At 52.2% G+C, this 24,323-nt stretch carries 32 protein-coding genes; 11 read left to right on the top strand and 21 right to left on the bottom strand.

Annotated features, from left to right (window positions below; genetic code table 11):
- Window positions 1-41: 41 nt before the first annotated feature.
- The 12 genes from ACQ86N_RS00600 to ACQ86N_RS00545 form a co-directional block, all read right to left on the bottom strand.
- On the bottom strand, window positions 42-365 hold the full coding sequence (locus ACQ86N_RS00600; RefSeq protein ID WP_431213470.1) for a hypothetical protein: 324 nt from the start codon (window positions 363-365) through the stop codon (window positions 42-44).
- A complete protein-coding gene (locus ACQ86N_RS00595) occupies window positions 349-1,383 on the bottom strand; it encodes a hypothetical protein (protein ID WP_431213469.1) in 1,035 nt (344 codons plus the stop codon). The genes ACQ86N_RS00600 and ACQ86N_RS00595 overlap by 17 nt, the downstream gene beginning before the upstream one ends.
- A 58-nt stretch (window positions 1,384-1,441) precedes the next feature.
- Window positions 1,442-2,017, bottom strand: a complete 576-nt coding sequence (locus ACQ86N_RS00590) for a hypothetical protein (protein ID WP_431213468.1) — start codon at window positions 2,015-2,017, stop codon at window positions 1,442-1,444.
- Entirely contained in the window at window positions 1,959-2,357 is a 399-nt protein-coding gene (locus ACQ86N_RS00585) for a DUF6443 domain-containing protein (RefSeq protein WP_431213467.1), read from the bottom strand. The genes ACQ86N_RS00590 and ACQ86N_RS00585 overlap by 59 nt, the downstream gene beginning before the upstream one ends.
- A gap of 46 nt (window positions 2,358-2,403) precedes the next feature.
- Window positions 2,404-3,537, bottom strand: a complete 1,134-nt coding sequence (locus ACQ86N_RS00580; RefSeq protein ID WP_431213466.1) for a hypothetical protein — start codon at window positions 3,535-3,537, stop codon at window positions 2,404-2,406.
- A complete protein-coding gene (locus ACQ86N_RS00575) occupies window positions 3,488-3,769 on the bottom strand; it encodes a hypothetical protein (protein ID WP_431213465.1) in 282 nt (93 codons plus the stop codon). Before ACQ86N_RS00575 ends, ACQ86N_RS00580 begins: the two co-directional genes overlap by 50 nt.
- A gap of 191 nt (window positions 3,770-3,960) precedes the next feature.
- The gene (locus ACQ86N_RS00570) at window positions 3,961-4,947 is read right to left on the bottom strand and encodes a hypothetical protein (RefSeq protein WP_431213464.1); all 987 of its coding nucleotides are present in this window, start codon (window positions 4,945-4,947) and stop codon (window positions 3,961-3,963) included.
- Between the two features lie 992 nt (window positions 4,948-5,939).
- The gene (locus ACQ86N_RS00565) at window positions 5,940-7,655 is read right to left on the bottom strand and encodes a hypothetical protein (protein ID WP_431213463.1); all 1,716 of its coding nucleotides are present in this window, start codon (window positions 7,653-7,655) and stop codon (window positions 5,940-5,942) included.
- A 132-nt stretch (window positions 7,656-7,787) separates the two neighbouring features.
- Window positions 7,788-8,327, bottom strand: coding sequence for a hypothetical protein (locus ACQ86N_RS00560; protein ID WP_431213462.1), 540 nt, complete (start codon window positions 8,325-8,327; stop codon window positions 7,788-7,790).
- A 7-nt stretch (window positions 8,328-8,334) separates the two neighbouring features.
- Complete coding sequence (locus ACQ86N_RS00555; RefSeq protein WP_431213461.1) at window positions 8,335-8,613, bottom strand: hypothetical protein; 279 nt, start codon at window positions 8,611-8,613, stop codon at window positions 8,335-8,337.
- 1 nt (window position 8,614) lies between these two features.
- Window positions 8,615-9,211 (bottom strand): hypothetical protein, encoded by a 597-nt coding sequence (locus ACQ86N_RS00550; RefSeq protein ID WP_431213460.1) that lies wholly within the window; start codon window positions 9,209-9,211, stop codon window positions 8,615-8,617.
- Window positions 9,212-9,214: 3 nt separating this feature from the next.
- Window positions 9,215-11,773, bottom strand: a complete 2,559-nt coding sequence (locus ACQ86N_RS00545) for an Ig-like domain-containing protein (protein ID WP_431213459.1) — start codon at window positions 11,771-11,773, stop codon at window positions 9,215-9,217.
- A 514-nt stretch (window positions 11,774-12,287) separates the two neighbouring features.
- Between ACQ86N_RS00545 and ACQ86N_RS00540 the strand changes: the two genes are divergently transcribed.
- From ACQ86N_RS00540 to ACQ86N_RS00530, 3 genes are read left to right on the top strand one after another with little or no spacing between them, the layout of a single operon-like run.
- Window positions 12,288-13,010, top strand: coding sequence for a hypothetical protein (locus ACQ86N_RS00540; protein WP_431213458.1), 723 nt, complete (start codon window positions 12,288-12,290; stop codon window positions 13,008-13,010).
- A 19-nt stretch (window positions 13,011-13,029) separates the two neighbouring features.
- Window positions 13,030-14,451, top strand: a complete 1,422-nt coding sequence (locus tag ACQ86N_RS00535) for a DNA recombination protein RmuC (protein WP_431213457.1) — start codon at window positions 13,030-13,032, stop codon at window positions 14,449-14,451.
- The gene (locus tag ACQ86N_RS00530) at window positions 14,339-15,073 is read left to right on the top strand and encodes a hypothetical protein (RefSeq protein WP_431218054.1); all 735 of its coding nucleotides are present in this window, start codon (window positions 14,339-14,341) and stop codon (window positions 15,071-15,073) included. Before ACQ86N_RS00535 ends, ACQ86N_RS00530 begins: the two co-directional genes overlap by 113 nt.
- Before the next feature lie 20 nt (window positions 15,074-15,093).
- Here the strand turns inward: ACQ86N_RS00530 and ACQ86N_RS00525 are convergent, their stop codons facing one another.
- The gene (locus ACQ86N_RS00525) at window positions 15,094-15,837 is read right to left on the bottom strand and encodes an alpha/beta fold hydrolase (protein ID WP_431213456.1); all 744 of its coding nucleotides are present in this window, start codon (window positions 15,835-15,837) and stop codon (window positions 15,094-15,096) included.
- Window positions 15,838-15,900: 63 nt separating this feature from the next.
- Entirely contained in the window at window positions 15,901-16,494 is a 594-nt protein-coding gene (locus tag ACQ86N_RS00520) for a helix-turn-helix domain-containing protein (protein WP_431213455.1), read from the bottom strand.
- Window positions 16,495-16,537: 43 nt separating this feature from the next.
- Here ACQ86N_RS00520 and ACQ86N_RS00515 point away from each other — a divergent pair, with 43 nt between their 5' ends.
- On the top strand, window positions 16,538-16,735 hold the full coding sequence (locus ACQ86N_RS00515) for a hypothetical protein (RefSeq protein ID WP_431213454.1): 198 nt from the start codon (window positions 16,538-16,540) through the stop codon (window positions 16,733-16,735).
- Between the two features lie 190 nt (window positions 16,736-16,925).
- Here the strand turns inward: ACQ86N_RS00515 and ACQ86N_RS00510 are convergent, their stop codons facing one another.
- From ACQ86N_RS00510 to ACQ86N_RS00485, 6 genes are all read right to left on the bottom strand, one after another.
- Entirely contained in the window at window positions 16,926-17,396 is a 471-nt protein-coding gene (locus ACQ86N_RS00510) for a hypothetical protein (RefSeq protein WP_431213453.1), read from the bottom strand.
- Between the two features lie 18 nt (window positions 17,397-17,414).
- Window positions 17,415-17,684 (bottom strand): nuclear transport factor 2 family protein, encoded by a 270-nt coding sequence (locus ACQ86N_RS00505; RefSeq protein WP_431213452.1) that lies wholly within the window; start codon window positions 17,682-17,684, stop codon window positions 17,415-17,417.
- Between the two features lie 213 nt (window positions 17,685-17,897).
- Window positions 17,898-18,161, bottom strand: coding sequence for an SRPBCC family protein (locus ACQ86N_RS00500; RefSeq protein ID WP_431217923.1), 264 nt, complete (start codon window positions 18,159-18,161; stop codon window positions 17,898-17,900).
- A gap of 372 nt (window positions 18,162-18,533) precedes the next feature.
- The gene (locus ACQ86N_RS00495; protein WP_431213451.1) at window positions 18,534-18,746 is read right to left on the bottom strand and encodes a hypothetical protein; all 213 of its coding nucleotides are present in this window, start codon (window positions 18,744-18,746) and stop codon (window positions 18,534-18,536) included.
- Between the two features lie 253 nt (window positions 18,747-18,999).
- Entirely contained in the window at window positions 19,000-19,140 is a 141-nt protein-coding gene (locus tag ACQ86N_RS00490; protein ID WP_431213450.1) for an SDR family oxidoreductase, read from the bottom strand.
- A gap of 14 nt (window positions 19,141-19,154) precedes the next feature.
- Window positions 19,155-19,568, bottom strand: coding sequence for an SDR family NAD(P)-dependent oxidoreductase (locus ACQ86N_RS00485; protein ID WP_431213449.1), 414 nt, complete (start codon window positions 19,566-19,568; stop codon window positions 19,155-19,157).
- A gap of 220 nt (window positions 19,569-19,788) precedes the next feature.
- Between ACQ86N_RS00485 and ACQ86N_RS00480 the strand changes: the two genes are divergently transcribed.
- The 7 genes from ACQ86N_RS00480 to ACQ86N_RS00450 all read left to right on the top strand — a co-directional run bounded on the left by ACQ86N_RS00480 (window position 19,789) and on the right by ACQ86N_RS00450 (window position 23,809).
- Complete coding sequence (locus ACQ86N_RS00480) at window positions 19,789-20,091, top strand: hypothetical protein (RefSeq protein WP_431213448.1); 303 nt, start codon at window positions 19,789-19,791, stop codon at window positions 20,089-20,091.
- Window positions 20,088-20,327 carry a hypothetical protein gene (locus ACQ86N_RS00475; RefSeq protein ID WP_431213447.1) on the top strand — a complete coding sequence of 80 codons (240 nt, stop codon included), beginning with the start codon at window positions 20,088-20,090 and terminating at the stop codon, window positions 20,325-20,327. The genes ACQ86N_RS00480 and ACQ86N_RS00475 overlap by 4 nt, the downstream gene beginning before the upstream one ends.
- 176 nt (window positions 20,328-20,503) lie before the next feature.
- Window positions 20,504-21,031 (top strand): hypothetical protein, encoded by a 528-nt coding sequence (locus tag ACQ86N_RS00470; protein WP_431213446.1) that lies wholly within the window; start codon window positions 20,504-20,506, stop codon window positions 21,029-21,031.
- Window positions 20,977-21,477, top strand: a complete 501-nt coding sequence (locus ACQ86N_RS00465) for a hypothetical protein (protein ID WP_431213445.1) — start codon at window positions 20,977-20,979, stop codon at window positions 21,475-21,477. The genes ACQ86N_RS00470 and ACQ86N_RS00465 overlap by 55 nt, the downstream gene beginning before the upstream one ends.
- A 71-nt stretch (window positions 21,478-21,548) precedes the next feature.
- Window positions 21,549-21,932 carry a hypothetical protein gene (locus tag ACQ86N_RS00460; RefSeq protein ID WP_431217922.1) on the top strand — a complete coding sequence of 128 codons (384 nt, stop codon included), beginning with the start codon at window positions 21,549-21,551 and terminating at the stop codon, window positions 21,930-21,932.
- The gene (locus tag ACQ86N_RS00455; RefSeq protein ID WP_431213444.1) at window positions 21,922-22,860 is read left to right on the top strand and encodes an alpha-L-rhamnosidase C-terminal domain-containing protein; all 939 of its coding nucleotides are present in this window, start codon (window positions 21,922-21,924) and stop codon (window positions 22,858-22,860) included. The genes ACQ86N_RS00460 and ACQ86N_RS00455 overlap by 11 nt, the downstream gene beginning before the upstream one ends.
- A gap of 130 nt (window positions 22,861-22,990) precedes the next feature.
- Window positions 22,991-23,809 (top strand): hypothetical protein, encoded by an 819-nt coding sequence (locus tag ACQ86N_RS00450; RefSeq protein WP_431213443.1) that lies wholly within the window; start codon window positions 22,991-22,993, stop codon window positions 23,807-23,809.
- Between the two features lie 94 nt (window positions 23,810-23,903).
- On the opposite strand, the gene ACQ86N_RS00445 is transcribed toward ACQ86N_RS00450, so the two are convergent.
- Window positions 23,904-24,314 carry a DoxX family protein gene (locus tag ACQ86N_RS00445; protein WP_431213442.1) on the bottom strand — a complete coding sequence of 137 codons (411 nt, stop codon included), beginning with the start codon at window positions 24,312-24,314 and terminating at the stop codon, window positions 23,904-23,906.
- Window positions 24,315-24,323 lie beyond the last annotated feature (9 nt).

Here is a 24,323-nt window from a genome sequence, read left to right as displayed (position 1 = left end):
TTTGTTGCTGTTCGCCTGATATTGGTAAGCAAGGTCATCGATCAGACCTGCCGGTTTACCAATTTGGAATCCTTTTGTTTCATTTGCAGGATATTACCATTCGCGTCATAACTGAGGTTGCTTACGCTATAATCCATCGCCGCGCCAGAGTTGGATGGGTCTGATTTTCCCCATCCGCCTGCATATTGCTGGTTAAAGTCTGCACCCGTCAGGCGGTTTACATTATCGTAGGTAAAGTCATATTGTCTGTTAACTCCGTCGCCGGCGCTTCTCCAAATCCACCCCGAAATATTTCCGGAGTACTGCAAACCTTTAAAGCTGGTGCCTGTTGAACCCGCCTGACTTTTATCATAGCCCAGTTGCAATCCAAAGTAGTGCACGGGAGTCGAGCTGGTACTGGAAATATAGTCCTCGGTTGATCGAGTTAAGCCAGCCCCTTATGTTATAGTCATAATTGAGGTTATCCAGTGAGTTGCCAAGTTCTTTAGAAGTCAGTTGGCCAATTTCATTGTACTGCTGACTGCTGATCAACTGATCGGTGGAAGCACCATCAATATTCTTCCAGATATGGGAGATACGGAAACTGGGGTCATAGTCCATCTTCGTCAGCACGGTATGGTATTGAGCTCCTGTGCCTGCTTTGTAATGGCTCAACAGGCTGCGAAGGGACTTACCGCTGAAATCGTATTGCGTGGTAAGCGTATCGACACCACCTGTATAGTTTATCGTACGATTTTGAATCGGCCTGTATCGATCATCATAAAAATTAACCGAATACAGCGGACGATTTTCAGCCAGGACCAGATGCATAGTTCCCGTGACCTGTCCACGAACAATCGGGTTCGAAACCACCTGAACCGCATACTCAGGCGATGTATTATATCCTGTGACAAAGCCCCCGGAATTGAATGTTGCGAGATTCGTCCCCAGTCCCGAGCCGGTGGCTGCAACCCAGTCATAATTATCGTAATAGTTGATTATCAGCGGCAGAACAGTTGCTCCGGTTGGCACAGGATTGAGCGTTACCGGTAACGAGCCGGAAGGATACCCGCCGCCGCCAGAGCCGGAGGGCACTATTGATGCAGAAAATGTTCCGTTCATCAGGGTGGAGAATCCATCTCCCATGTCGATAGCATCGGTAGCAACAACATCGCCCTGCTGGTCCGGCACAGAGATCGTTAGATCCGCCGGCAGAAGAGGGGAGATCGTACCTGTGGTCGACAGTGATGTTACTGTCTGTTGCAAATCCTGACGACTTGCCTGATAATTCATTTGACCCACAAGGACCGTCCTGTTGAGGTCGTCAAATTGTGTATTTATCCACTGGTTCAAGTTCCGTTGAGTCGCATCCTCGGCTAAATACTTGGCGGTCCCGAACGTCATAGACCGTCCAGTCCTCTCCTTTCCCCGGCACTTTTTAATTACCATCCTTCCCCGCGCGTCAAACTCTGTAGCTAAAGCAAAGCTCTGACGCTACCTGGTCGCCACCGGATGTCGCAAAATTCCAGCCGTTGGAGGACAGCCATTCCACAGCCTTTGGAGAAATCACAAATCGCAGGTTGTTAAGATCGTCGTATACGTAGTAAGTACAAAGCCAGCCGCTGGAACCTTCCGCCGGAACATCCCACAGTTGGACTTTCTTTAATACGACATGGCCTTCCTTATCCTTGTACTCAACAGTCTGATGGCCCTGCTCGTCTGTAGTCGTATTTTTAAAAAGCTCGCCCTCAGCGTAAACACCGGCATTCACAGGCAGACTACCTAAAGCAAATCCTATATTCCATATTTGCACAGTGTCACTTTCTGTATTGCCGAGATAGTCTAACGAAACGCCCCTGTCCCCGCCCATCCAGCTCGACCCGGGGCTGTATGTCACCTGCGGACGGTTTAATGGCGAAGCTTCATAGACGATCTTACCATAATAATAATTTTCACCGGGATAGTGACTGTTATTGAAATTATTTTGTTCGGACAGACCATAGGGTTTGTAAAATCCATTGTTTGCAAGTGGAAACATAGGGCAGATAGTGATTCATTTCGCGACCAAAACCATCGTACTCCTGTACTGTAACTATATCGTAGCCCATTGGGCTTTGCTGCCTGGAGACGGTTTGAACAGAGCGTCCCAGCCCGTCGAAATAAGTCGTCGCTTCCTGTACAGCGTATCGACCGGTCAGAGCATCTGCTGTCAATTTGTCGAAAACGCCCGGTTTATTGACGTTCCTGGTCCTGATATAATTGAGGTCCTGATCTGCCGTGCCAACAACTACGTGGGCAGGCGCCGTATACACCCGGGTCGCGCCGGAACTAACCTCGACGCGGTAATAGATCGAAGCAGAAATGACGCCCGGCGACAAAACGAGGCCATTTACATCCTGTGAAAAATAGTTCCAGCTAGTCCCATCAGCAGAATACTGCCAGCGATAGGAAAATCCCGCCCGTTCCGCTTTGGGCGGGTGTGCATGCAAAATTACCCGGGTTGCTTCCCGCGGCAATAGTGATATATGAAGGCGTTATCACACCAGGGATTGGCGCAGGACCGACCTCTACAGTCGCCGTCGCGGAAGTGATCTGAGCTCCGTTGCTACTGGTCAACACATAAAAGTGCGTCGTTGTCGTCAAAGCCCCGGACGTGTAAGAGGTATTCGTTGCGCCGCTAATGGGCTGAAAGCTGCCTCCGCCATCTGAGTACCATTGATATGTATAAGTTCCATTTCCGCCGCTGGCGCCGGATATGTTCATCGCAGCCGGAGTAGTATTGTAGTCGATCTTCTGACTGATGGCGCTGACCGTCCCACTGACCAGCTGCGGGTAAGCATTTACTGTTGCCTGCCCTGAGGTCACGTAGACGCCGTTGCTGCCAGTGATCACGTAAAAGTGAGTAACCTCCGTCAGTGGGCCGGAGCTATAACTGCTTCCATTCGCGCCGGCCAGCAGCTGAAAACTGCCGGAAGCATCAGAATACCATTGGTAGTTATAGTACCCATCGCCGCCCGTTGTGCCGACAACCCCAAGCAAAGCACTGGTCTGGTAATTCACCCATTGCCCCGAAGGGCTGATAGCACCGGTAATCAGCTGAGGAAGCACATTGACGGCAATCGCAGAACTATAGGCAATTGCTCCATTGCTGTTTACCATCGCCCGAAACCATGTCGTGTTAATCTGTTGACCCGGCGAATAGGTTGTTCCTGCGCCTACGTTCGTCGGGCTTGGAAATCCAGGATCGGATGAACTCTGCCAGGTGATCGCGTAAGTGCCATTGCCTCCGCTGTTGCCGGATAAGGACAGACCGGTTGGCGCGGTGTTATAGTTGATCGTCTGGTCGCCTGGTGAAATGCTGCCTGCCACTACCTGCGGATAGACATTTACTACCGCGGTGTTCCAGGTAGCGTAGTCCTCAATACCACAACTCGTAAGCCGTCTGAAATAAGTCGTGACATTCAGCGCCTGTGGCTGGTAGTTCTGCCCATTAGCCCCGGAAATGGGATTAAAAAGACTGTTGTCTGTAGACGACTCCCACTTGATAGGTATACGCACCACCACAACTACCGTTCGCGGCCGCCGAAGCGTTTATCTGACCAGGAACAGTATTGTAGTTGATGGTTTGGGACGGATTGCTGATGGTACCCGGCTCGAGCGGCGGAGGGTTATTGATCGTCACCGTTTTGGTCGCAACCGGTGTGCCGTTGCTGTATGCCGTGATAACTGCGCTTGTACAACTGAGCGCATTGAAATAGATGTCGGCATACCCGGATGTTGAGGTCTGCACAGTGCCACAACTTACTCCCCAATTGGTGACATTACAGAAGCTGGGGTTATTGATGGTAAATCTCTGCGTTTGCCCAGGCTGCACGCTATCGACTCCGGCAATCGTACAACTTACACAGGGACCGCGATTTCCGGCACGTCCAGAGGCAAAAAGACACAATAAGCAGGTCAGCAGGGATAAGAACTTCTTCATTATTGTCCTTTGTAGTGGTAGTCGATGGTTTTGATTACGTTTCCGTCCTGGTCTTTGATCGTCTGGAGGCGATTCAGGCCGTCATATCCATAGTAAGTGACCCTGTTGTTTATATCACACTGACTTGTCATACCAACTAATGGAATAAAACAAGAGGTCGTCATTGTCGCCTTCTCCGGGTATAGTCGCAATTCATCGATGCTGCCCGTCCCGTTGATCGTAATAGTTGATTGTCCCGTGATCTTGTGTTCATAGTATGTCCAGCTGACGCCATCGATCGAAACCGTCTTGCCTTTCAGGGGATAGCCTGACATCGTACCCGGAATTGAGTATGAACTACCGGAATTTTTGGACCAATATGATACGATATAAGTAGACGAAGGCGACAGTCCCACACGCGTGATACTGCCCGACAACAAATATGAACATGTCCCTGTAATGCCTTCCGAGGTACTACGTTTAGAATAATCGAAGTTCCATCCGCCCGAACCGTCTGCTTCAAAACTGGTGTAGGAAATATCCGCTGTGCCGGCATTTATGGCTTCAGCGATCGGATAGTAGCCATTGTAATCCCAGATATAAGAATGCAGCACGTCATTGACCTTATTTTGCTGCAAAAGGTTTCCCCTTGAATCATAGCTGCCAAATACAAGCCGGGGCTCGAATGCGGAGTTCATCGTTGTCCCCGACGATACTACGTTTACTGGCGTATAAGTGGAAAGGGGTTGACTTATGTCGAGCCGGAATACCGCATCCGGCAGAGGCCTGTCAGGCTTATACGACATATATGTCCCCGAGATCGTTCGAATGGATGAGCCGTCGGCGTTGCTGCGCTGAACGAAGCTTTCGACGGGCGGGGAGATCATATGCCGCTGCTGCAGGTCCGCTATACCTTGCGCCTGGCTTGTAGCCGGAGTAGCGCCCACTGTGTAGTCAAAAGGATAGGTGATGTGGGTCGTCGTGATCTCTCCCTTGCTATTGGTCACTGTTGTGGATGTTGGCAAGAGATTGCTAGGGGCGTCTCCATAGGTATATGTTTCGGTAGTCGTAGTGCTAACACCATTATTTCCGATAAGGGTTACCGATTTAGAAGCCGGCAATATATAGCCTTCGGTATAGCCATACGGCGCGATCGCGTATTTTTCCTGTGGCCCAAAGGTCACACCTGCCCCAATAGGAACAGATAGATTTACTGTATCAGTGATAGTTGGGAGTGCCTCCTCGTCATATCTTGCAGTCATTCCGATCACCGTATCCAGATAAACCGGGGGGTAATAGGTATGCACCTCATCGCGAACCGGCATAAAGCCATCTGCAGATGATCTATAGTCCACTTGCCGGAGGAGCAGGCCCCTTTGCCAGTCTCTATCGTCGGCCGGGACGTAAGGATAAGGATTGACGGCACCGCGTGTACCAGCTTCCGTAAATATCAACGACTGCCGACGGCGTTGGGAGCTGCGGATATATAGTTGGCGGATATGATTTTAAACCATAGGAATCAGGAAATTCCTTTGCAGAAGTATAAAAATACTCAGTCATCCCGGCAGGAATTTTGGTATTCACATCGGTTTTGGAAACAGTTACCCGGGAATAACCGACGTTACTCCCCTGGGTCGTGCTAAGAGGGACATTCGATTCGCCTGTGATAAGAGCGTAACCATACACGGCAACGTCCCGTGAAGTTACTTTGGAGTTAATATAATTTGGCGCCCACACTATTTGACCAGACGAGTGTGAACTTCCGGAAAGCGTATACCCGTAGTCATTCTCCACAGTCTTATTCGCTACCGGATCATAGTCGACCGTCGACTTTATGCGTAACCCTCCGATGTTTCTTGAAACATCCACGGAGTCACTGCTAACTAAAACATTACTCCAGGAAGAGAGCGTGCAGCTTGGAAAGGCCCCGAACTGATTCAAGTAATTGCTGCTCCCAATAAACGACGCAATAGGAGTAAACAATATTTTGTAATCACCATCAGGGAAAAAATGGAGCAAGCACATACTGAACCGTTTGATTGGTTTGATTGATCGTAGGTTGGGTCAACGGGTCATCCACGATGTCCCGCATGGAAAGGACCAGCTGATTGTCGGAAGTATAAATATCGAACTTCATGACGATCTGAGGAGACTGATACAGCATACCGGCTATTGTTATCGTAGGCGTTGCCCCGGAAGTTGTATGTACCGTGAACGGCTTGTATTTGCAATCCCGCCCGTTGATCACGGTATCAACGTAAGCAAGAGTACTATAATCCAAAAAGTTAACGGTCATTGAGACGTTTTGCGGTGTCAATAATGGAGGCAGAATGAACCTTCCAACATATGCATCGTGTAATTCATAGTTGAATTGTGTATATCCGCCCGTAGGCCAGGTTATTTTAGAAAGAGAATTTGCCTGACAATAGTCGATTTTTGGCTCTTTATTTGTCAACTGATAATTGCCGTAATTATCCGGATCATTTCCGATGATCTGATAGTCAAGAACGTGGGCTATATCGTCAGGACCGCCATTCCAGTATCCCCAATAGTCAGTCGCTCTTGAAAACCTGGAAGGCATAGTCGATCCATTGTACTCAAACTTATATTTCTTACCAAAAGCTACCCCCGTACCATCCATTTCATCGACCTCTACCAGCATCAGCCGGTGGGTAGAGATCGCGGAGACCCCGGCAGTATATGTATTGTAATTGTTGTCGTCGGTGCCCGCTGGCTGCCCGGTTTCGTTGTAGTGCAAGTCGAAACGCCTGATCGCCGACCCGTTTTGATCCAGTAGCCTAACTTCGTCGAGTACGGAGTCCCCCACCAGGTCCAATCGGGGTGAATTCACCATGAACTTCAACGACCCATTAGAAAACAATATCTGAGAAAGTCGCTTATTCCGATTTTGATTCTTGGTTATATTAATAACAAGAGGAGCCTGAGCAGGATCTGCGCTGGCCTCATCCAGGTGAACATAGCGTTGCACGGAACTGGCAGCGTCATAGTACAACGAGTAGTCCGTGTAGACAAAGCGAATGGTATCGCCGCTTGGCGAATACATCCTTGTCAGATACCAGGCCGTAATACTTGCCAGTGGGGTTCCCGGCTGATTGACGTCCGGTTCGTTCCCATCACCGGCAAAAGTTACGGTTCTGTTTGTCTCGTAGTCCCTGAATTCGTAAACAATCCCATCCTCATCGGTTATTTTAAATTGAAGGGGGGCGCCCAGACCAATAAATGGCGGGTCCATAACATAATCGTTGCCCTGGTACGCCTGGATCTTAAAGTTTTGATGCGGGGCTACCGGTATTACGCCCGTCTTACCGATAAAAAATTTGCCGGATTTTCCGTTGAAATTGAAGTAGAACACGTCTGGCTGCGTGTCTATTTGTCCAAGCAACGCTTTCTTTATGTCGGTGCGTGATGGCGCATTGTCTGTTAAAGTAAAGAGACTGTTTATGCTATTTTCATCTGCTTGTCCATATACAGTACGCGTAATAGCTCCCCCGCATTCAACGACCACCCAGAGACCGACCCATGAAGCCATTTCAGCGAGTTTGAAACCGCCGGCATGGTAACTCAGTGAAATGGGCAGCTTGAGTGACCCTTCCTCTATCTCATAAAGCGGTATGTTTATTTGGCTGCTACCGGTGTAAAGCCCAACCGGTGTATTGCCGTATTGTCCCAGCGCCGACGCCGTGGGTGACGGCAAAACTATTTTTTAGATCACTTGAAGGATTGGATTGACTGTAGACTAAAGTGGACCCAAACAGCCATAAAATGACCATATAAATTCTACCTGTCCAATTAAGCTTCCTCTTCATCGATGAATATTGTGTAGTTGCTAAAAATTATATGCTATTCGAAATATTACCGGCTGCGTCTTCGGCACCTGTTGATAGCTCAGGAAATCCCACAATAACTGCAGCTTAGTTTTCTTGATGAACTTGCCCTTTGCCGACACCTGCTTACTGATGCCGATCAGGCCTCTCTTCGTCCAGTACTCGATCGCTCTCAAATCCTGAAAGGAAGAGAGTGGAGTTGTATAGTTGTATTCAAAACCGCCCGCTGCGGACCAGGTCTTCTTGATCTTAATCTCCAGGAAGGACCTCAGTCCGACGCCCTGGTTGGATAGGGCGACATGTTGTATTCCGTTCCCCCACCCTAACTTATAACTCGCTCCGATACCGACGATATTGGAATGGCCCAACCGGTACCCCAGAGAGAGACCCAAGTCGGTCACCGTCGGGAAATAGGTGCTGTTATGCGTCGTCTGAAAGTTGAACCCATACTCGAGCCTTTTCAGAAAGGTCTTTGTCTTCTGGTCGTTGGGCTTGAAGTCCGGCATGTCCACATTTCCGTTGCCTTCTCCAAGCTTTGACAATTTGTCCTTATAGCCGTCCAACTGCGACTGAGCCGACTCCAGATTCGATTGCAGGGCGGAGGCTCCGTTGGGCCCCGCCGCTGATACCCGGTTCTGGATCTGCTGGGTCACACTGGTCTTTGGTCTGGAGGCCGGCCAGCCCCGCCGTTGATGAAGAGCCATAGTTGCCCGGCAGATGGAAAAGCCCCGCCAGTTGGGAGTTATTCTTCATGAACTGCTGAAATGCTGGCAGTTTGTTAAGAATCCCCAGCGCCTTCTGTTGCAGTTGGTCGGGATTGTTCCACATTTCACGGTATTGCCTTAGCTGTTGCGAATAGTAGTACAGGTCCTGGTTGATTCCGCTGAGCTGTTTGTTCAACATCCTCTGCAGGTCGGTATGCTGGCTGATATACTGGCTGATCTGCTGCTTGCGCTGTTGGATAAAGGCCTGAGCCATGTCGGCATCGGCCATCTTTGCTTGGAGTGCCTGCACCTGGCCGGGGAGCTTTCAGGTATTTCATCATGCCCTGCAAGGAGTCCATGTATGGCATATAGGCTCCTTTTAGTCCCCCGACTGCACTGCCAGTATCTGTTTTTAACTTTTGGATCAAGGCCGCGTACTGCTGCTGGGAACCAGCAAAGAGCCTTTGTGCACCCACGCTGTCGGTAGCGCTCATCTTTTTTTGCAGCTTCGCCTCCCGTCGCTGCATCTTCTCCAGCCAGCGGGTTGACTGCTGGGTCAGGTCGCTGTTCAGCTTATTGGTTCGCGCCTGCAGCTTGCCGAGCAGCCGCGATGGAAAACCAATCGCCTTGTCGGCCAGCGAATCCACGGATGTTTGTGCGTCCACGAACGTCTGGACAAGGCAAAGCATCACAAACCCCCAAACAACCGTCTTCTTGCGCATATGCTAGTTATTTGTTTTATTTATCAGCGCTTTCAGTGCATCGATCTGCCGCTGCAGCTCGACAAAACGCGCATCCTGATCAGCCACTTTCTTTTCCAATTCTGTGGCTTTGGCGCCCTGGGCCTTCAGCTGTTTGTTCTCTTCGATCAGGTGCAGCGTCAGCTCTTCTACGTTCTTAAGGATCGTGGCCTGGTTGGCGCCGAGGTCGATACCCTCCGCATTGACTTTTGCGACGGAGGCAACGTCAGGCAGGTGTTTGTACCGGCCGATGTAGGTCTCCAGGTCTTCGAGTGTCCTGAGCTGGTATTTCTTTTCGAAGACGTAGTCCGGCCAGTTCGCCACAGACTTAACCTGCAGGTGGGTGAAGATACCCGAGCCCTTTACGGCAAGCATATAGCCGGTGGGAACGCTGTTCGTTCCGATCGCCACGCTGTTGACGCTGTCGTATTGCAGACCGTTGTTATACGTCCAGTGACCGGATGATGAGCCAGCAGCTCCGCTGCCCACAGAATTCCATGCGGCTCCGTTGTAATACTGGAAGGCGCTGCTGTCGGTGTTGTAGAGCAGCAGACCGTTCTGGAGGTCGCCGCTGACGATGGCGTTGCGCTGGGCGGTGGTCAGCCTGGGCAGGAGTACGCCGGTGTTGGTGCTCACTACGTCGAGGGCGGCCTTTGGCGTGACAGCCGACTGGTTCAGGGCATTGGCGAAGCCTGTCGTGTTGATCTGCGTCCGGCCATTGTAAAGAATCGTGAAGGCATTCGACCGGGTGGCCCCGTTGTTATCTTTTGAGTTGCCAACGGCCAACAATGGGTAAGAACCGATATTAGGCACCGTGGTTCCCCGGATGCCTGTATAAGGCAGCGCGGCGAAATCGACGTTGCCGTTGCCAAGTGCCGTACCGTAAGGCGTCCGGTTGACCAGAAATTGCCCGGCCGCGAGCTGGCTCAGGCCACCATATTGATTATTTGCTCCGCCAATGATCGCTCCCCGGGTGGTGTCCATCGTGACATTCTGAAAGCCATTGATCAGGGAAATGTCCATCGGTTTGGTCACGTAGTTCCCGCTGCCGCCAACCAGGCTGCTGCTTATGCTACCGGAAATCTGATTACCAAACCCGTACATGATAGTCTTGTCCATTTCGACCATGCTGGCGGCAAAATGGGAACCTTCAGTAGCGATCAGACAATTCTCAAACCAGGTGAGCGAATCCATTGTATTGATATCACCGACAAAGACAGTGTTGGCCATTCTGCCCTTGATCGTATTCTTCGCATCGCTGTTGACGATCAGACCTGAGGACGGCACTCCCGGGTATATATCGACCGGCTGGGTGGTATCTACGCGATCCGATGCGCCAATTTGCATATAACCGTGTTTAGAATAATACCGCAGCCCCTGCTCTCCGTCGGTGTCAAAGCTCTTGTCCATCGTCGTACTCATCGTCAGGTCTCCATTTCCGTATAGCCGGAAGGCCGGGTGATCTGCAGGATCGCTACCCGTGCCGGGAACGTTGATCGTACCATCTTTCAGTATCCTCATCCGCTCGATATTATTCGTCCGGAATGCCAGGTCATTCGTATCAACCGTACCGACAAAATTGCTGTCGGCTCCCGTCGCGATTTGCCCGGTCGTGGACCAGAAATAGTTTCCGGACTGTACCGTAACATTGATCGTGGCTGTGGTGGTAACGCCGCCGGCGTCGGTAGCTTTTGCCTTTATCTGGAAGGCGCCGGGGTTATTGGCGGTCCATGCCTGGCTATAAGGAGACGTGGCGTCCTCCCCTATTTTTGTCGTATCTATGAAGAATTCGACTTTCGAAATTGTGCCGCCCGTCTCAGTCGCCGTTGCGTTGATCGTGACGCTGGCGCCCTCTGCGATGGCGCTATTGTTGGTGGGTTGTGTGATAGTGACCACGGGCGTCCCTGTAGCGGCGTGCTGGGCGGTGACCTGAATACCGGAAATACCTGCCACGTTCGAAGCTCCGTACGTATTCACATAGACCTGGACGACGCCGTTGGCGTCGGGCGCAATGCTCGTAAATACTGCACCGTTGGCCGTATTGTAGTCGCCGTTGACTTCGATATAGTTGTAGACGACGGCGCCGGTCACGGTGTAGTGCATGGGATTCAGTTCGAAAATGGTCCCGATGTTCTGTGAATAGCTGGTCGTCATTTTGATCGTGTACAGGCTGTCCTTGCTGAGGCCCGACAGTTTGAGCTGAGGGACAAGAGCGTTGTATCCGGCCAGGCTGCCATTGCACTGAAACCAGAAATTGGCCATGACGGCTGCAGGGAAAAAAGTTCCGTTCGCCTGACCACCTCCATCCACGGCGCTGAGGCCGTTGCTGTAAGGAACCCAGTTGGCCGTGGCCACTGAGGTCAACGTGATACCGTTGCTGGATCCGGTGCACACAGCCCCCGCGGGGTTACCGTATACGTTCGTCCATCCCGATACGGGTTGAGGGCCCGAGGAAAAGTTGAAGCTGGCGCTCTGCGCCTGCAGTCTTCCCACAACAATGGACAAACTTATGAGCAATAGGCCCAATGCTTTCTTTAGCGTCATTTCGGTCAGTTATTATCTTGTTTAAAAAAATCTCGATCCAAATTTATAGGGCAACAGGTATGGCTACTCCCGAACCTTCAGTGTTCGGACAGTCCGGGCAAAGCAAGGCCATGCCGGCTATCGGCCAACTTTTGAAAAACAGCTACAGATCAGAGCAGTAGAAGACTGCTGAGTTAATAAAAACAATAAAAATTGTTGGGAATGAACAGAAGTAAAAATTATACTTCTATGTCGCGTACGCAAGATGCCGCGTACGACTTGCAGTAAAGGTCATGTCAGAGATTTTTACGGTTTGGGTAAATGTGGTTAAGGCGGGACAGGATTATACGTAGCGAAGATAGAGCAAACTCTTATAGATTTCCTAAAATTAATATAAAAAGATTTTATGCGTGTCGATTTAGCGCATAAGCGTGTCGTTTGGCGGGATAACCGTGCAAGACATTTTTATTTATGAAGGGCCGCATTAATTTTTTATCTTGTTATCCCGCACTAACCCCTGCGGCAGACCCCAACTATGAAACAGTATTTTATCGGCGAAGAAGGAATCAAAAAATTCAGGAAGCGCTATTACAATATCTTTCTCCCCGTCGTGGCCATCGGTGCCGCCATTCCTTTGACGATCAATTTGATGTCCATTCACGCATCCGACGGATACACGCCATGGATCGTCTTCGGCGCGATGGCTGTCTATCTGGGCTTTAGTGTGACCAGGATATTCAAAAAGCAAAAGAAGATGCTCGAGAGCTATCGTCTGACCATCACGGAGAACGAGATCGTGCGGGAACAAATGAACACGCCCGCGCTGACTATCAACTTCATGGAAGTCAAAGAGATCATGAAAACGCGAAAGGGCAGTTTTCTCGTCAGAGGTGTTAGCAGGACCGACCTGATCCAGATACCTTATTGGGTTGACGATCTTGACGGAATTGAGCAACAGCTGCAAACCTTCTCGACTGTAACAACCGCAAAGAGTTTTATGCTCAGGCAGTATGGAGTGCTGGCGATACGACTTGCGGCTCTGGGTATGCTGATTGCCATCAGCACGGTCAACGACAAGGCCGTCGTGACGATTTTAGGCGCCGTGCTGATCGGGCTGATCATCTGGGGGCTAAACGAGCTTCGGGTCAATAAGAACGTCACCGTCAATGCGAAGCGGCGGTCGATGGTCGTCTATACGCTGATTGCCATTGTCGTGGTGTTTGAGGTTGTCTCGAAGTTTTGGCTTTACCCGGGGTAAAACCATTATATTACAGGCAATGAATATTACCGTAATCCTCATATTACTGGCCGGTATCGCCATCGGCTGGCTCATCGGATGGCTCCGGGCAAAGGCGCAGATAGCCGACGCGGTCCGTATTGCCGAGGCAAAGACCGGCGCGCTGAAGGAGGAATATATCGCCTACAAAGCAAAGGCTGAGGCCGAAAGCAAGTACCTGTTACAAAGCATGACCGACCAGACCAGGGAGATGGAGCGGCTGAATCAAAAGTTCACGACGGAGTTCGAGAACATCGCCAACAGAATACTAGAGACCAAGTCGGAAAAATTCACGCAACTGAACAAGGTAAATCTTGGCGCGATACTGGAACCACTGGGCAAGACCATATCAGAATTTAAAGAGCAGGTCGGCTCGGTCTATGACAAAGAGTCAAAGGAACGCTTTAGTCTGGGAGAGAAGGTGAAAGAGCTGGCGGAGCTCAACCAGCAACTCAGCCAGGAGGCCCGCAATCTTACCCGCGCACTAAAGTCCGAAGCCAAGACACAGGGCCGCTGGGGTGAGGTCATTCTCGAGTCGATCCTCGAGAAGTCGGGCCTCCGAAAGGGCGAAGAATACTTTATGGAATACCAGCTCTTCGACGCCGACGGCCGCGCGCTGCGCAATGAGGCAAAGGGCACGAAGATGCGCCCCGACTCCATCGTAAAATACCCCGACAACCGCCACGTGATCATCGACGCAAAGGTTTCGCTGAATGCCTTCGTGCGGGCTACGGAAGAGGCGGATGCCGCGGCACAGCAGGCGGAACTGGCGGCGCACGTTCAGGCGATCAAGGTGCATATCCAGCAGCCGGGCTCGCGGGCCTATGACGACTATGACAAGACCCTCGACTTCGTAATGCTGTTCATCCCCAGCGAAGCGGCCTACATCGCAGCGTTGCAGGTCGATCCCAACCTCTGGAATTTCGCCTACGACCGGCGGATCCTGCTGATCAGCCCCAGCAACCTCATCATATCGCTCAAACTGATCGTAGACCTTTGGAAAAGGGAATATCAGAACCAGAATGCCCAGGCCATCGCCGACCGCGGAAGCAAACTCTACGACAAGTTCGTCGGCTTCGTCAGCAACCTCCAGAATGTAGGCGTCGCGCTGGACTCGGCCAGGGCTTCGTACGATGACGCGTACAAACAGCTGAGTACGGGCCGGGACAACCTCGTCGCACAGGCGGTCAAGCTAAAGGACCTCGGCGTAAAAACGAAGAGCGATCTGCCAGGCTCGATGATACCCGGCGCCCTGTCGACCGATGATCCCGGCGGGGAGTCGGGCGACCCCGGGAATAAGCTCCTGAACTATGGAACAATTCAAAATAACGGAAGAAGGTTGCAAAAAGCTGGCAGGAAAATGGCTGGCTCTTACTATTCTCTACATGGCCCTCTACGGGGTTATGGTAGCTTTTTTGTTTAGCCCGATATACATCAACGGCGTTAGAGCAGAAAAGGTGTCGTATTACATTGCACCATTTATATTCCTGATCTTTAGCCTAAAGATTCCCAAAGCATTCAGGAGGAATCGACAACTTCTGCAGAGCTATTCGATCACTATTTCCGACAACTGGATCAAGCGCGAGCAACTGGACACCCCTTCCCTTACAATCGACCATACAGAAATTAAGGAGGCCACAAAAACAGAAAAAGGCAGCTATCAGGTCCGGGGCCTCACCAGATACGAGGTCATCCATATCCCCCGCTGGATCGGCAATCCTGCTGATCTGGAAAAGCGGCTACAGGCCCTGGGCACTAATATTACGCAGAAAAAAACAACCGTATCCAGCTTGCTTAAAATACCGTTGATTGTCCTCGTCTATGTCATGCTTCTGGCTGTAGCCGCTTTGGACAACAAAATAATCGTCGTTCTCTGCGGTATCCCGGTGACCGCGTCGCTGCTCTGGCTATCCATCGAGATGCGTCGAAGCAAGAACCTTCCGGAATATGCAAGAAATCAGAGATATTTTTACCTGGCCCTTGCATTTATCGTCGCCTATTTGGTCTTCACCAAACTAACGGGCATAATGCTCTTCAAGCATTGATATCAACGATGCGACAAACATTACTGACCCGCCGCAGCGGCAATAACCACTTTCGACACCGCCTCAGGCTGGGACATAAATACTACATGACTTCCTTTTATTTCAGTAACCTTCGAGTTGGATCTTTTGTACATCGCGCGTTCTATATCGGGGTTGATGCTCTTGTCCTCCGTCGCGACGATGGCCCAGGTCGGCTTGTCGTGCCACGCCGCGTGGCTGACCGGAGTGCCAAAGCCTTTGGCGGCGAAAGCTCCCTGTGATGCATACATGAAGTCCGCGTCCGCCTTCGGGATATCGGCGCAGAAGCCGCCGTGGAACTTTTCCTTGTCATAGTATACGATCCCGTTGGCGTCCGGAGCAATAATGCCGTTCTCCGGGGCTGGCGGCGCCTTCTGGAACCAGGACAGCGCGGATTCCCCCTGGTCGGGCTGGAAGGCCGCGACATAGACTAGTGCCGCCACCTTCGGATGATCCCCCGCCTGCGTGATCACCACCCCACCCCATGAATGACCTACGAGAACGGTGGGACCGTCCTGCTTGTCGAGAACCAACTTGGTAGCAGCTACGTCGTCTTCCAGCGATGACAGCGGATTCTGTACGACCGTCACATGATATCCCTTTTTCGTAAGGATATCATAGAGGCTCCGCCAGCCGGAGCCGTCTGCAAATGCTCCGTGGACTAATACGATGTTTTTGATCGGCTGGGCGTTGGCCACGCCAATCGTTGCGAGCAGCAGCGCTGCTGAAAAGAATAGATTTTTCATGCCACAAAGTAATGCGGCGGCCTGGCGGCAGACAAGACAGAAAGAGCAGGAAAGTTTGGATTTTTAGCGGTGCCTTTTTCTATAGCCGATAGGCGACACCTCTTCGGCCAGCGTGAAGAGCCTCGAGAAATACGCGTGATCATCGTATCCCAGATCGATCGCGATCTCCTTGACGGTCCAGTCGGTAAAATACAGCAGCCTCTTCGCCTCGGTAATGATCATCTTCTGGATCCAGTAGCTGACGGTGTTGCCCGATATTTCCTTCACGGCCTCGTTGAGATAGGGCGTGGACAGCCGCATGAGGACGGCATAGTCGGAGGGCTTCTTAAATTGTTTGTAGTGTTTGAACAGCAGCGACTTGAACTGCCGGGTAATGACGATATTCCTGCCTTCTTTTTTGCCGGCCCGGGCTTCCGGCATGAAGTATTCCTGTGTGAAAAATCCGAGAATGGCGTCGACCAGACCGCGGGTGATGTGACGGCCGCAGGGGTTTAGGGCGTCGTGGCTCAGCGTTTCGGTGAGGAATAAAAGACAGTGGTCGAGCGTTCTCAACTTTTTTGCGTTCATGCTGACCGGATCGTGGACCAGGAAATACTGATCCAGGACTTCCTTATAGGTCGCCTGTACGAGAGAAGGCTCGACAACGAGTACGTGCAACTCCGTGTTGGAGGCAACGGGTTGGTGTATCTGGCCGGGGAGGATGAAGAAGAGAGGGTCCGGTCAGATCAACAGTTTTGAAGTCGAGCATCAGCGTGCTCTTTCCCTTCTTCTGGAAGACGAACAGATAGTTCTCGTCGCGGTGGGCGATGTTGGCCGGCCAGGCCGGGTCGGGGTCAGATCCAGGACCGACCGCCCTGAAAATGTGCACCCCGTGTTCCTTCACCTGGTTCCGAAATAGCGGGGCGACAAAATTCGTCTTCCTTCTCATTGGGATAAAAGTAAGACAACTTCGGCAGACCTACTGTCTTGCAAACTTTATCCGGCTGGGGGGATCATTCAATCTCTTCCACATAATGTATAAGATATAACAGCAAATGGCGCCGCCGATCGCCAGCACGCCTTTTACGCCGAGCAGGCCGACAACATATTCAAAGGCCCGACCCTTTACATCGCCGGAGGGTTCCCCGTGGTCGTCCATTGCGACATAAGCGGCCGCGGCAGTCAGCAGGACCACCAGCAGCAATCCAATCAGATGGCGGGAGACGGCACTGAATGGCCGCATGGGACCGTCTGTTTTGACGAAGTAAAGTTCTTTCTCCAGGGAACCTATAAAAGGTCGCATAGTCATCCGCGGCGAGAAAACTAAATTCGCTCTCGCTGGGGAACCCGGCATAAGTCCTGTAGGTGATCAGGAATTTTGTCTCCTGGTGTTCCTTTGTGATCGACCGGATGGAGTCGTAGCTGATCTGTAGCTTTGTCCGGAGGGTCAGTTTCTTCTCCCAGGCATTTTCGAATTCTTCTACCGATAAGAACTGGCCGCTGGACATGCGGATAGCGTCGTCGGTCAGCAGGAGAGTGCTCACCTTGTGGCCGGAAATGGCAAAGAGACGGTTTTTCATACTTCGGGGTATGGAACCCTAAGATAAACTACCTTTTACATATCCCAAAGCTTCCGTGATCAAACCTTCTCTGACCGTCATCAGATTGACACCGCGGATATGCGTTTTTCTTTTCCGCCCCCACTCAAAACGCCATAAAATGACCGCGTTCTCCCCGGTGACAGAGACCAGTTCGGGGGTGAACTGGGTGTCAGGAGTATTGATGAGCTCCTCCCAGAAGTTGAGGCATTCGCTGCGGCCGACTATTCTTGAGCCATCCGGCGGGGGTATGCCCCTTCCATAACGCAATCCTCTGATATTAAGCCAGCTAAAATGGAGGCGTCCTTTGTTTGGAAGGCCTTGTTGAAGCGTTCTATCGTTGTTGCCGTTGAGGTCTGCATAAAATTTCCCGTTTTATACAGGCAAGGTAGAGGACGGTAGTGACAGCAGTATGTCAGGAGGGTTGACCGACGGACCAAAAAATAGGCGATCTGGCCGCCCATCGGCCTCCTGCCCCCCGACCTAAAATATGGGCTCCCCTTTTCCCGTGGTGATCAGACTGCGGAGGCTTTTCCGGATATAGTCGCCCCAGGCGCCCGAACAGGCGTCGAAACACTCCTGTTCCGGGACCAATCCCTCGTGCGTGAAACGGACCTCCGTCTTATCGCCCTTCGTCGAGATCTCAAAACTGATCTTTGTACCGGTCCATTCGTCTGTATCTTCGACAAAACTCAGGTTGCTGTCTGTAACGAGCCAAACGACCTTTTTGTCGGGAACAAGTTCTATCAGCCGCTGTTTGCTGTAGTGAAACTGTTTGAACTGGTAGGTGAACTCGTCGTTGAGCTTTTTCGTTTCCCCCTCGATATCCCCGAACCACCATCCGCGTACATTATTGACGGCGTCGAGATGCCTCCTTCGCTGTCTGGTCTACCAAAATCGTAGTGGTAAAGTCTTTATTACTCATGGCTGTTTGTTTTTTCAAAAGTATGACCAATAAAGATTACCCGGGATGGTAGTCCTGGACTGTTTGCGGGGGCAATTTGGACAATTGATCGGGAAAAATCACCAATGTTCGAAATGGTATATAACGGGGTTGTTGTCCCTGATGATCACCGGCGCGGGGGCACTGGTCGGTGGATTCACTGCGACGCCACGGGCTCAATTGAGCTCGAACAGGCCCTGAATGTCTTTGTCGAGCAACAACAGGCTGATCAGCCGGTCGCCGGCATCGGTATCCTCATACGGCTGCTCCGTAAACAATTGAAGATACTTCCCCTCCATCAGCAGATCGAGCTGATGATTTTTTATACCGGCGACCGCGCCGATCGTCTCAAGCGCCCCGGGAGTGAATGTTCCCGTCGAGGCGTCCACCTTGCCTTCCTTTATAAACCCCTTCGTCTTCTTATAACAACGGCAGCGATTTGCCGGATTGATCAGGCCACATTAGGTAAAACGCTGGTGCGTGCGGATCAGCCGCTCAAACGCCTGCCTGTTGCCGGCGCAGGCCTCGTGGACAGGACGCGGTCTTTGTCTTCGTCGTATTGCTCGCTGAACGGGAACATACTCAAAGTTAGCTTCTTCCGGCGCTCATTCCTCCGTCAATATTCCAAATAGCGCCCGTCACCTAGGCGACCTCGTCGGACAATAGCCACGAGATCGCGGACGCAATCTCCGAAGGCTGACCATTTCTGCCCAGCGGATGTATCGCGTTGAGGCTTTTGTACACCTCTTTAGCGGCCTGGGGGGAACCGGCCAGCTCGTCCAAAACACCTGTTTCCACTACGCCGGGGGCAATGGCGTTGACCCTGATCCCATCCCCCGCACTACCGCCTGTGTGATAAAGAAAAATCCGCGATTGATATCCAAAAATCCGCGTAGTCGTCCGGGGTCGAATCTACAAAGGCCTTCGGTGCGAAGACGCCGGAAGCGTTGACGAAGGTAATTGAAGGTCGGCAGGTCTCCGAGTTTTTTAATAAACTCATCGACCTGTTGGACAGATCTTAGATCGACGTTCAGGCCCGATACGTCGCCGTATGCCTTTAGTTCGGCCACGGCGTTGGAGACGCTGTCAGAAGATTTACTGGCGATAACGACTTTTACGCCATTGGATAACAACAACTGCGCGGTGGCTTTGCCCATCCCGCTGGAGCCGCCGAGTATGAGGGCCCGCTTTCCTGTGAATGTATTTTTCATAACCTTTTTTTAGTTGGACGCGTGGTGGCAGGGACTGTGACAAAACTTTTTCCGGGTTATTTACTGCACTGATAATGCGGTGAAATTTTTGGCACCCCGGGCCTGCAATGCCAGTACCAGCAAGGGGTTTACAAAAGGTGACGAAAAAAATTAGATGTTAATACGGTCATTGGGTAGTAAAGATTTCGGTAACTTCAAGCTAAGACCCCCAAAACCTTCTATGAGAAATAAATTATTGGTGATCGCCTTCGCCCTCACCTGCGCAATGCCGCTGAATGCACAGCAGAGCATTCCCAAAAACCTCAACGACATAAGGATCATCGGCCTTAGCCTCAGCCCCTTCCGCGGCCACGCCCTCATCTTCTGGGGACAGAAGATCAGCCATATGGTGCTGTATGGAACCACGGCCAAGCTCATCGATTTCTTTATGGAGAATGGCGATTTCAATCTGCCCTGCAGGGCCGGGAGCCAGGTGACGCCGGTGCAGCCTGCTCGATACGCTGAAGGCACTGGGGATTTGTGATCGCCGAGGTCAGCCAGACCGTCATCAACAAAGAGATCGTGCAGGTGGTGCTATGCGATCCCGACGACTACGGCCACGTGTTCAAGTCCTATGAGACGGGAGAGAACCACGGTGGAGTTCTCAAATGCCGGACGGACGTATCTTTCAAGACCTGCTCGGATGAGAAGAAGGCGTGTTACGATATCAAATGTGATAAGTATAGCGTGGAGATTTGTTATAACGCGAAGAAGTTATGAAGCTCCCGTAAAACGATCAACTCAGACCAATTCAGGCAAATGGACCGTTTTGAAGCAATAGCAAATCCTGCTAATGTTGCTAAAACTTCGGTTTATGGAGGATAGTGAGACCCGCCACAGCACGACCGGCCTACAGTACAGGACAGTTGAAGACTCCTTTTGGATATCTTCGGTACATGAGAATCTTAACTGCGTTGCTTGCCCTTCTATTTTCCAGCCCGCTCGTGAATGCCCGCACCCATACCGGTGCCAACCCGCCCGCGGAATGGCACGCCAATTGGATCGCGATGCCGGGTGAAGACGGCCGTGACTACGGCGTCTACTATTTCAGAAAAAGCATCGAACTCGGCGCAAAGCCGGACCATTTTATTGTCCATGTTTCGGCGGACAACCGCTACAAGTTATTTGTCAACGGCACGCTGGTCTCGCTGGGGCCGGCAAGGAACGACACCTACCACTGGAATTATGAGACGGTGGACCTCGCCCCTATCTGGCCGCGGGCAAAAACGTGGTTGCCGCTGTGGTTTGGAATGAGGCGGATCACCGGCCGGAGGCGCAGATCAGCGTTCGTACGGCTTTTATTATACAGGGGGACTCGCGCGCGGAAGAAGTACTCAACACCAACAACAGCTGGAAGGTATACCGCGACATGGCCTACCATCCGCTGGCGGGATTCTTCGCGGCCAGCACCGGAGAATTTGTAGACCGGACCAAAACCGTGAATCACTGGATGACCGCTTCCTTCGACGACGGCGCCTGGACCGCCGCGGCCAGTCTGTTCGGCGGACAGCCGAAAGGGCAGTCCGACGGGCTCGGGTGGATGCTCGTCCCTTCCAAACTCCCTGCAAGGGAAATGACCTACCAGCGTATTCCGGAATGTCGCAAGGCTGTCGGGATCACCGTTCCTAAAGAATTTCCCGCGGCAAAAACCGCTGTGACCATACCGGCCAATACGACGGCAACCCTCCTGCTGGACCAGACCTTTCTGACCAACGCCTATCTGACCCTGAACTTCAGCAAGGGCAGACGCGCCGGCATCTCCATCCGGTATGCGGAATCGCTGGTCGCGGAATTTACCCCTATGGCGCGCGGAAGGGCAACCGCAACGATGTCGAAGGCAAGCTCTTCTCCGGAAGGGAGGACAGCCTGATATCCGACGGCAGCGACGGGCAGTCCTATACCAACCTCAATTTCCGGACTTTCCGGTATATTCAGCTGTTGGTGCAAACGCACGACGAACCGCTGGTCATCGACGATATATACGGCGAGTTCACGGGATACCCCTTCAAACAACCGTCGGAGTTCGTGACCGATAACCCCGAGATCAAAAAGATACTGGACATCGGATGGCGTACGGCCCGGCTGAACGCCTGGGAGACGTATACCGACTGTCCCTATTACGAACAACTGCAGTATATCGGCGATACCCGTGTGCAGGCCGTTATCACCTACTACAACAGCAGCGACGACCGGCTGCCGCGCAATGCGATCGAACTGATGGATCATTCGGCGTCTGACCGACGGCGTTACCTTCAGCCGCTATCCGACGCGGAGCACGCAGATCATATCGCCGTTCTCGCTGTGGTATATCGGTATGCTGCATGACTACTGGATGTACCGCGGCGACGACGATTTTATCAGGGACAAATTAAACGGCGCCAGAGACATACTCAAATTCTTCAGCGGCTACCAGGGCTCGGACGGATCGCTAAAGAATACCCCGTACTGGACCTTTGTCGACTGGGCCAACGGCAAGGACTGGTCGGTCGGGTCGCCGCCCAAAGGGGCCGACGGCGGCTCCGCGATCCTCGACCTGCAACTGCTGTGGGCTTATCAGTGGGCCGGAGAAATGGAAGGCCGGCTGGGACTGCCCTATTTTGCCGGTCTGTATCATCAAAAAGCCGAACAGCTAAAGCAGGTCATCCGGCGAAAGTATTGGAGCGCCAGCCGCAGGCTCTTCGCCGACACCGAAGAGAAGACTTTGTTCTCCCAGCACGCCAACTCGCTCGCCATACTCACCGGCCTGGTAGCCAGCGCCGACCTGGCAAAAGCCGGACAACGCCTCCTGACGGACAGCACGCTTACGCAGTGCTCCATCTATTTCAAATACTATCTGCACCAGGCGCTGACCAAAGCCGGCCTCGGGGACGGATATATGGACTGGCTCGGGATATGGCGCAAGGACATGGCGATGGGCCTCACGACCTGGGCCGAAGACTCGAATGTCGAATACACGAGATCCGACTGCCATGCCTGGAGCAGCAGTCCGAATATCGAGTTCTTCCGGACGGTGCTCGGTATCGACAGCGACGCGCCCGGGTTTAAGAAGATAAAGATCGAACCGCATCTGGGCAAACTGACCAACGCAGCCGGAGAGATCCCGCATCCGCGGGGTAAGGTCGGGGTCAGGTACCGGCTCGACCAAGGTAAGTGGAGGATCAGCATAAGCCTGCCCGCGGGGACGACGGGGAGACTGGTTTGGAAGGGGAAGGACTATGAGTTGAAGGCCGGCGACCAGCTAGTTGCGCTATAGGCGGGAGACCCCATTTCAAACGAGTTGTCAGCGTCCGGGACGCAGATCATCCCCAGGCATGATCGCGATCATGTTACCCGGGGTTGCGCCGGACTAACTTCGATATGTATTTCCCCAAAACGTCTATTTTATGAAACAGGTACTTTTCATACACGCCGGGCACAGATCGACCGAGGGCATGTTCCGCTGCCTGTGCGAATTGCAGCAGCAGGAAAGGCTGCGGGTCCGGGCTCTTTTCTTCGGCCCGGTCGACTACCCTACCGTGGCGGCCATGTACGGGACGGCCGTGATGTCGCCATCTATAAATATGGATGCAGAACAGAATGAATTGGTTGCGGAACAGAAAGCGGACTTCGTTGAACAATGCAATCAACACCAGATCGCATACGATATTCCGCACAACTATAGTGTCTGGGACAGGGATCTGTTCTCTGCGGAAACGAGGTTCGCAGACCTGGTCCTTGTCAGCGGCGATCTGTTCTTCGCGGGCATCGACGACCACCAGCCCAACGCCTATCTAAGGCAGGCGCTGCGCGCGGCGGAATGCCCCGTCATGGTGGTTCCCGAACATTTTGAGGCCATCGATCACCTCTTCATTGCGTATGACGGCACGGCGAAAAGCGTGAGCGCGTTGAAACAGTTCTGTTATGTTTTTCCGCATTTGCTGAATTTGCCTGCGGAGATCGTTTATGTCAGGAACGAAGAGGCCGACAACATACCCGGGCTGGAAGACCTGAAACGTCTTGCGATGACGAAATTCAATAACCTTGGATACGCCAAACTCCATTTCGATGCAGCCACGTATTTTCCGACATGGATCGGCGAGAAGAAGAATGCGTTACTGATAACCGGTGCATTTGGCCGGTCGGCGCTTTCGAATATTGCGCGCCGGAGTTTTGCGGAAGAGATATTACGGGATCACCGGGTGCCGGTGTTCATAGCGCGTTGATCGGTCACATGAGTAAAAGGGATGCGTTGATGGACGCGTCCCATTGCATAGGGGATCGCCTGTTACCGGCGATCCCCTTTTTACGCCGGTAGTACTATGCGGCCAGTCGCGTGGTTAGCGTGTCGCGCGTCGCTGCGTGTTTTCCAGCGAGACCTTTGTGAAAAAAGATATAAGAGGCCGCGATCAGCGCGAACCCGATGAGCATGGGCGATACCATTACCGGAGAATCTCCGGAGGAAAGGGCGCAGTAGGTGGCGCCTGCCAGGTCGAAGACAAGGCCTGCATAGACCCACTCCTTGATCCGCGCATATCCTGGTAACAAAAGAACGATACAGCCGAGCAGCTTGGCGGTTCCGAGAAAGGGAAGCAGATAGGCGGGGAGGCTGAGGTGTTTGAAGAGCGTGATGGCGTCGGGTACTTTGAGGATGTCGGGGATCGCGCCGAGACCAAAGAATACGACCAGCAGGCCGGTGAGAATGCGGTGGGTGATGATTGTCTTTTTCATAAAATGTCT

The organism is Puia sp. P3 (genome assembly GCF_050632245.1).
Taxonomy (GTDB): domain Bacteria; phylum Bacteroidota; class Bacteroidia; order Chitinophagales; family Chitinophagaceae; genus Puia.
This window is presented reverse-complemented; position numbering and strand designations above follow the sequence as displayed.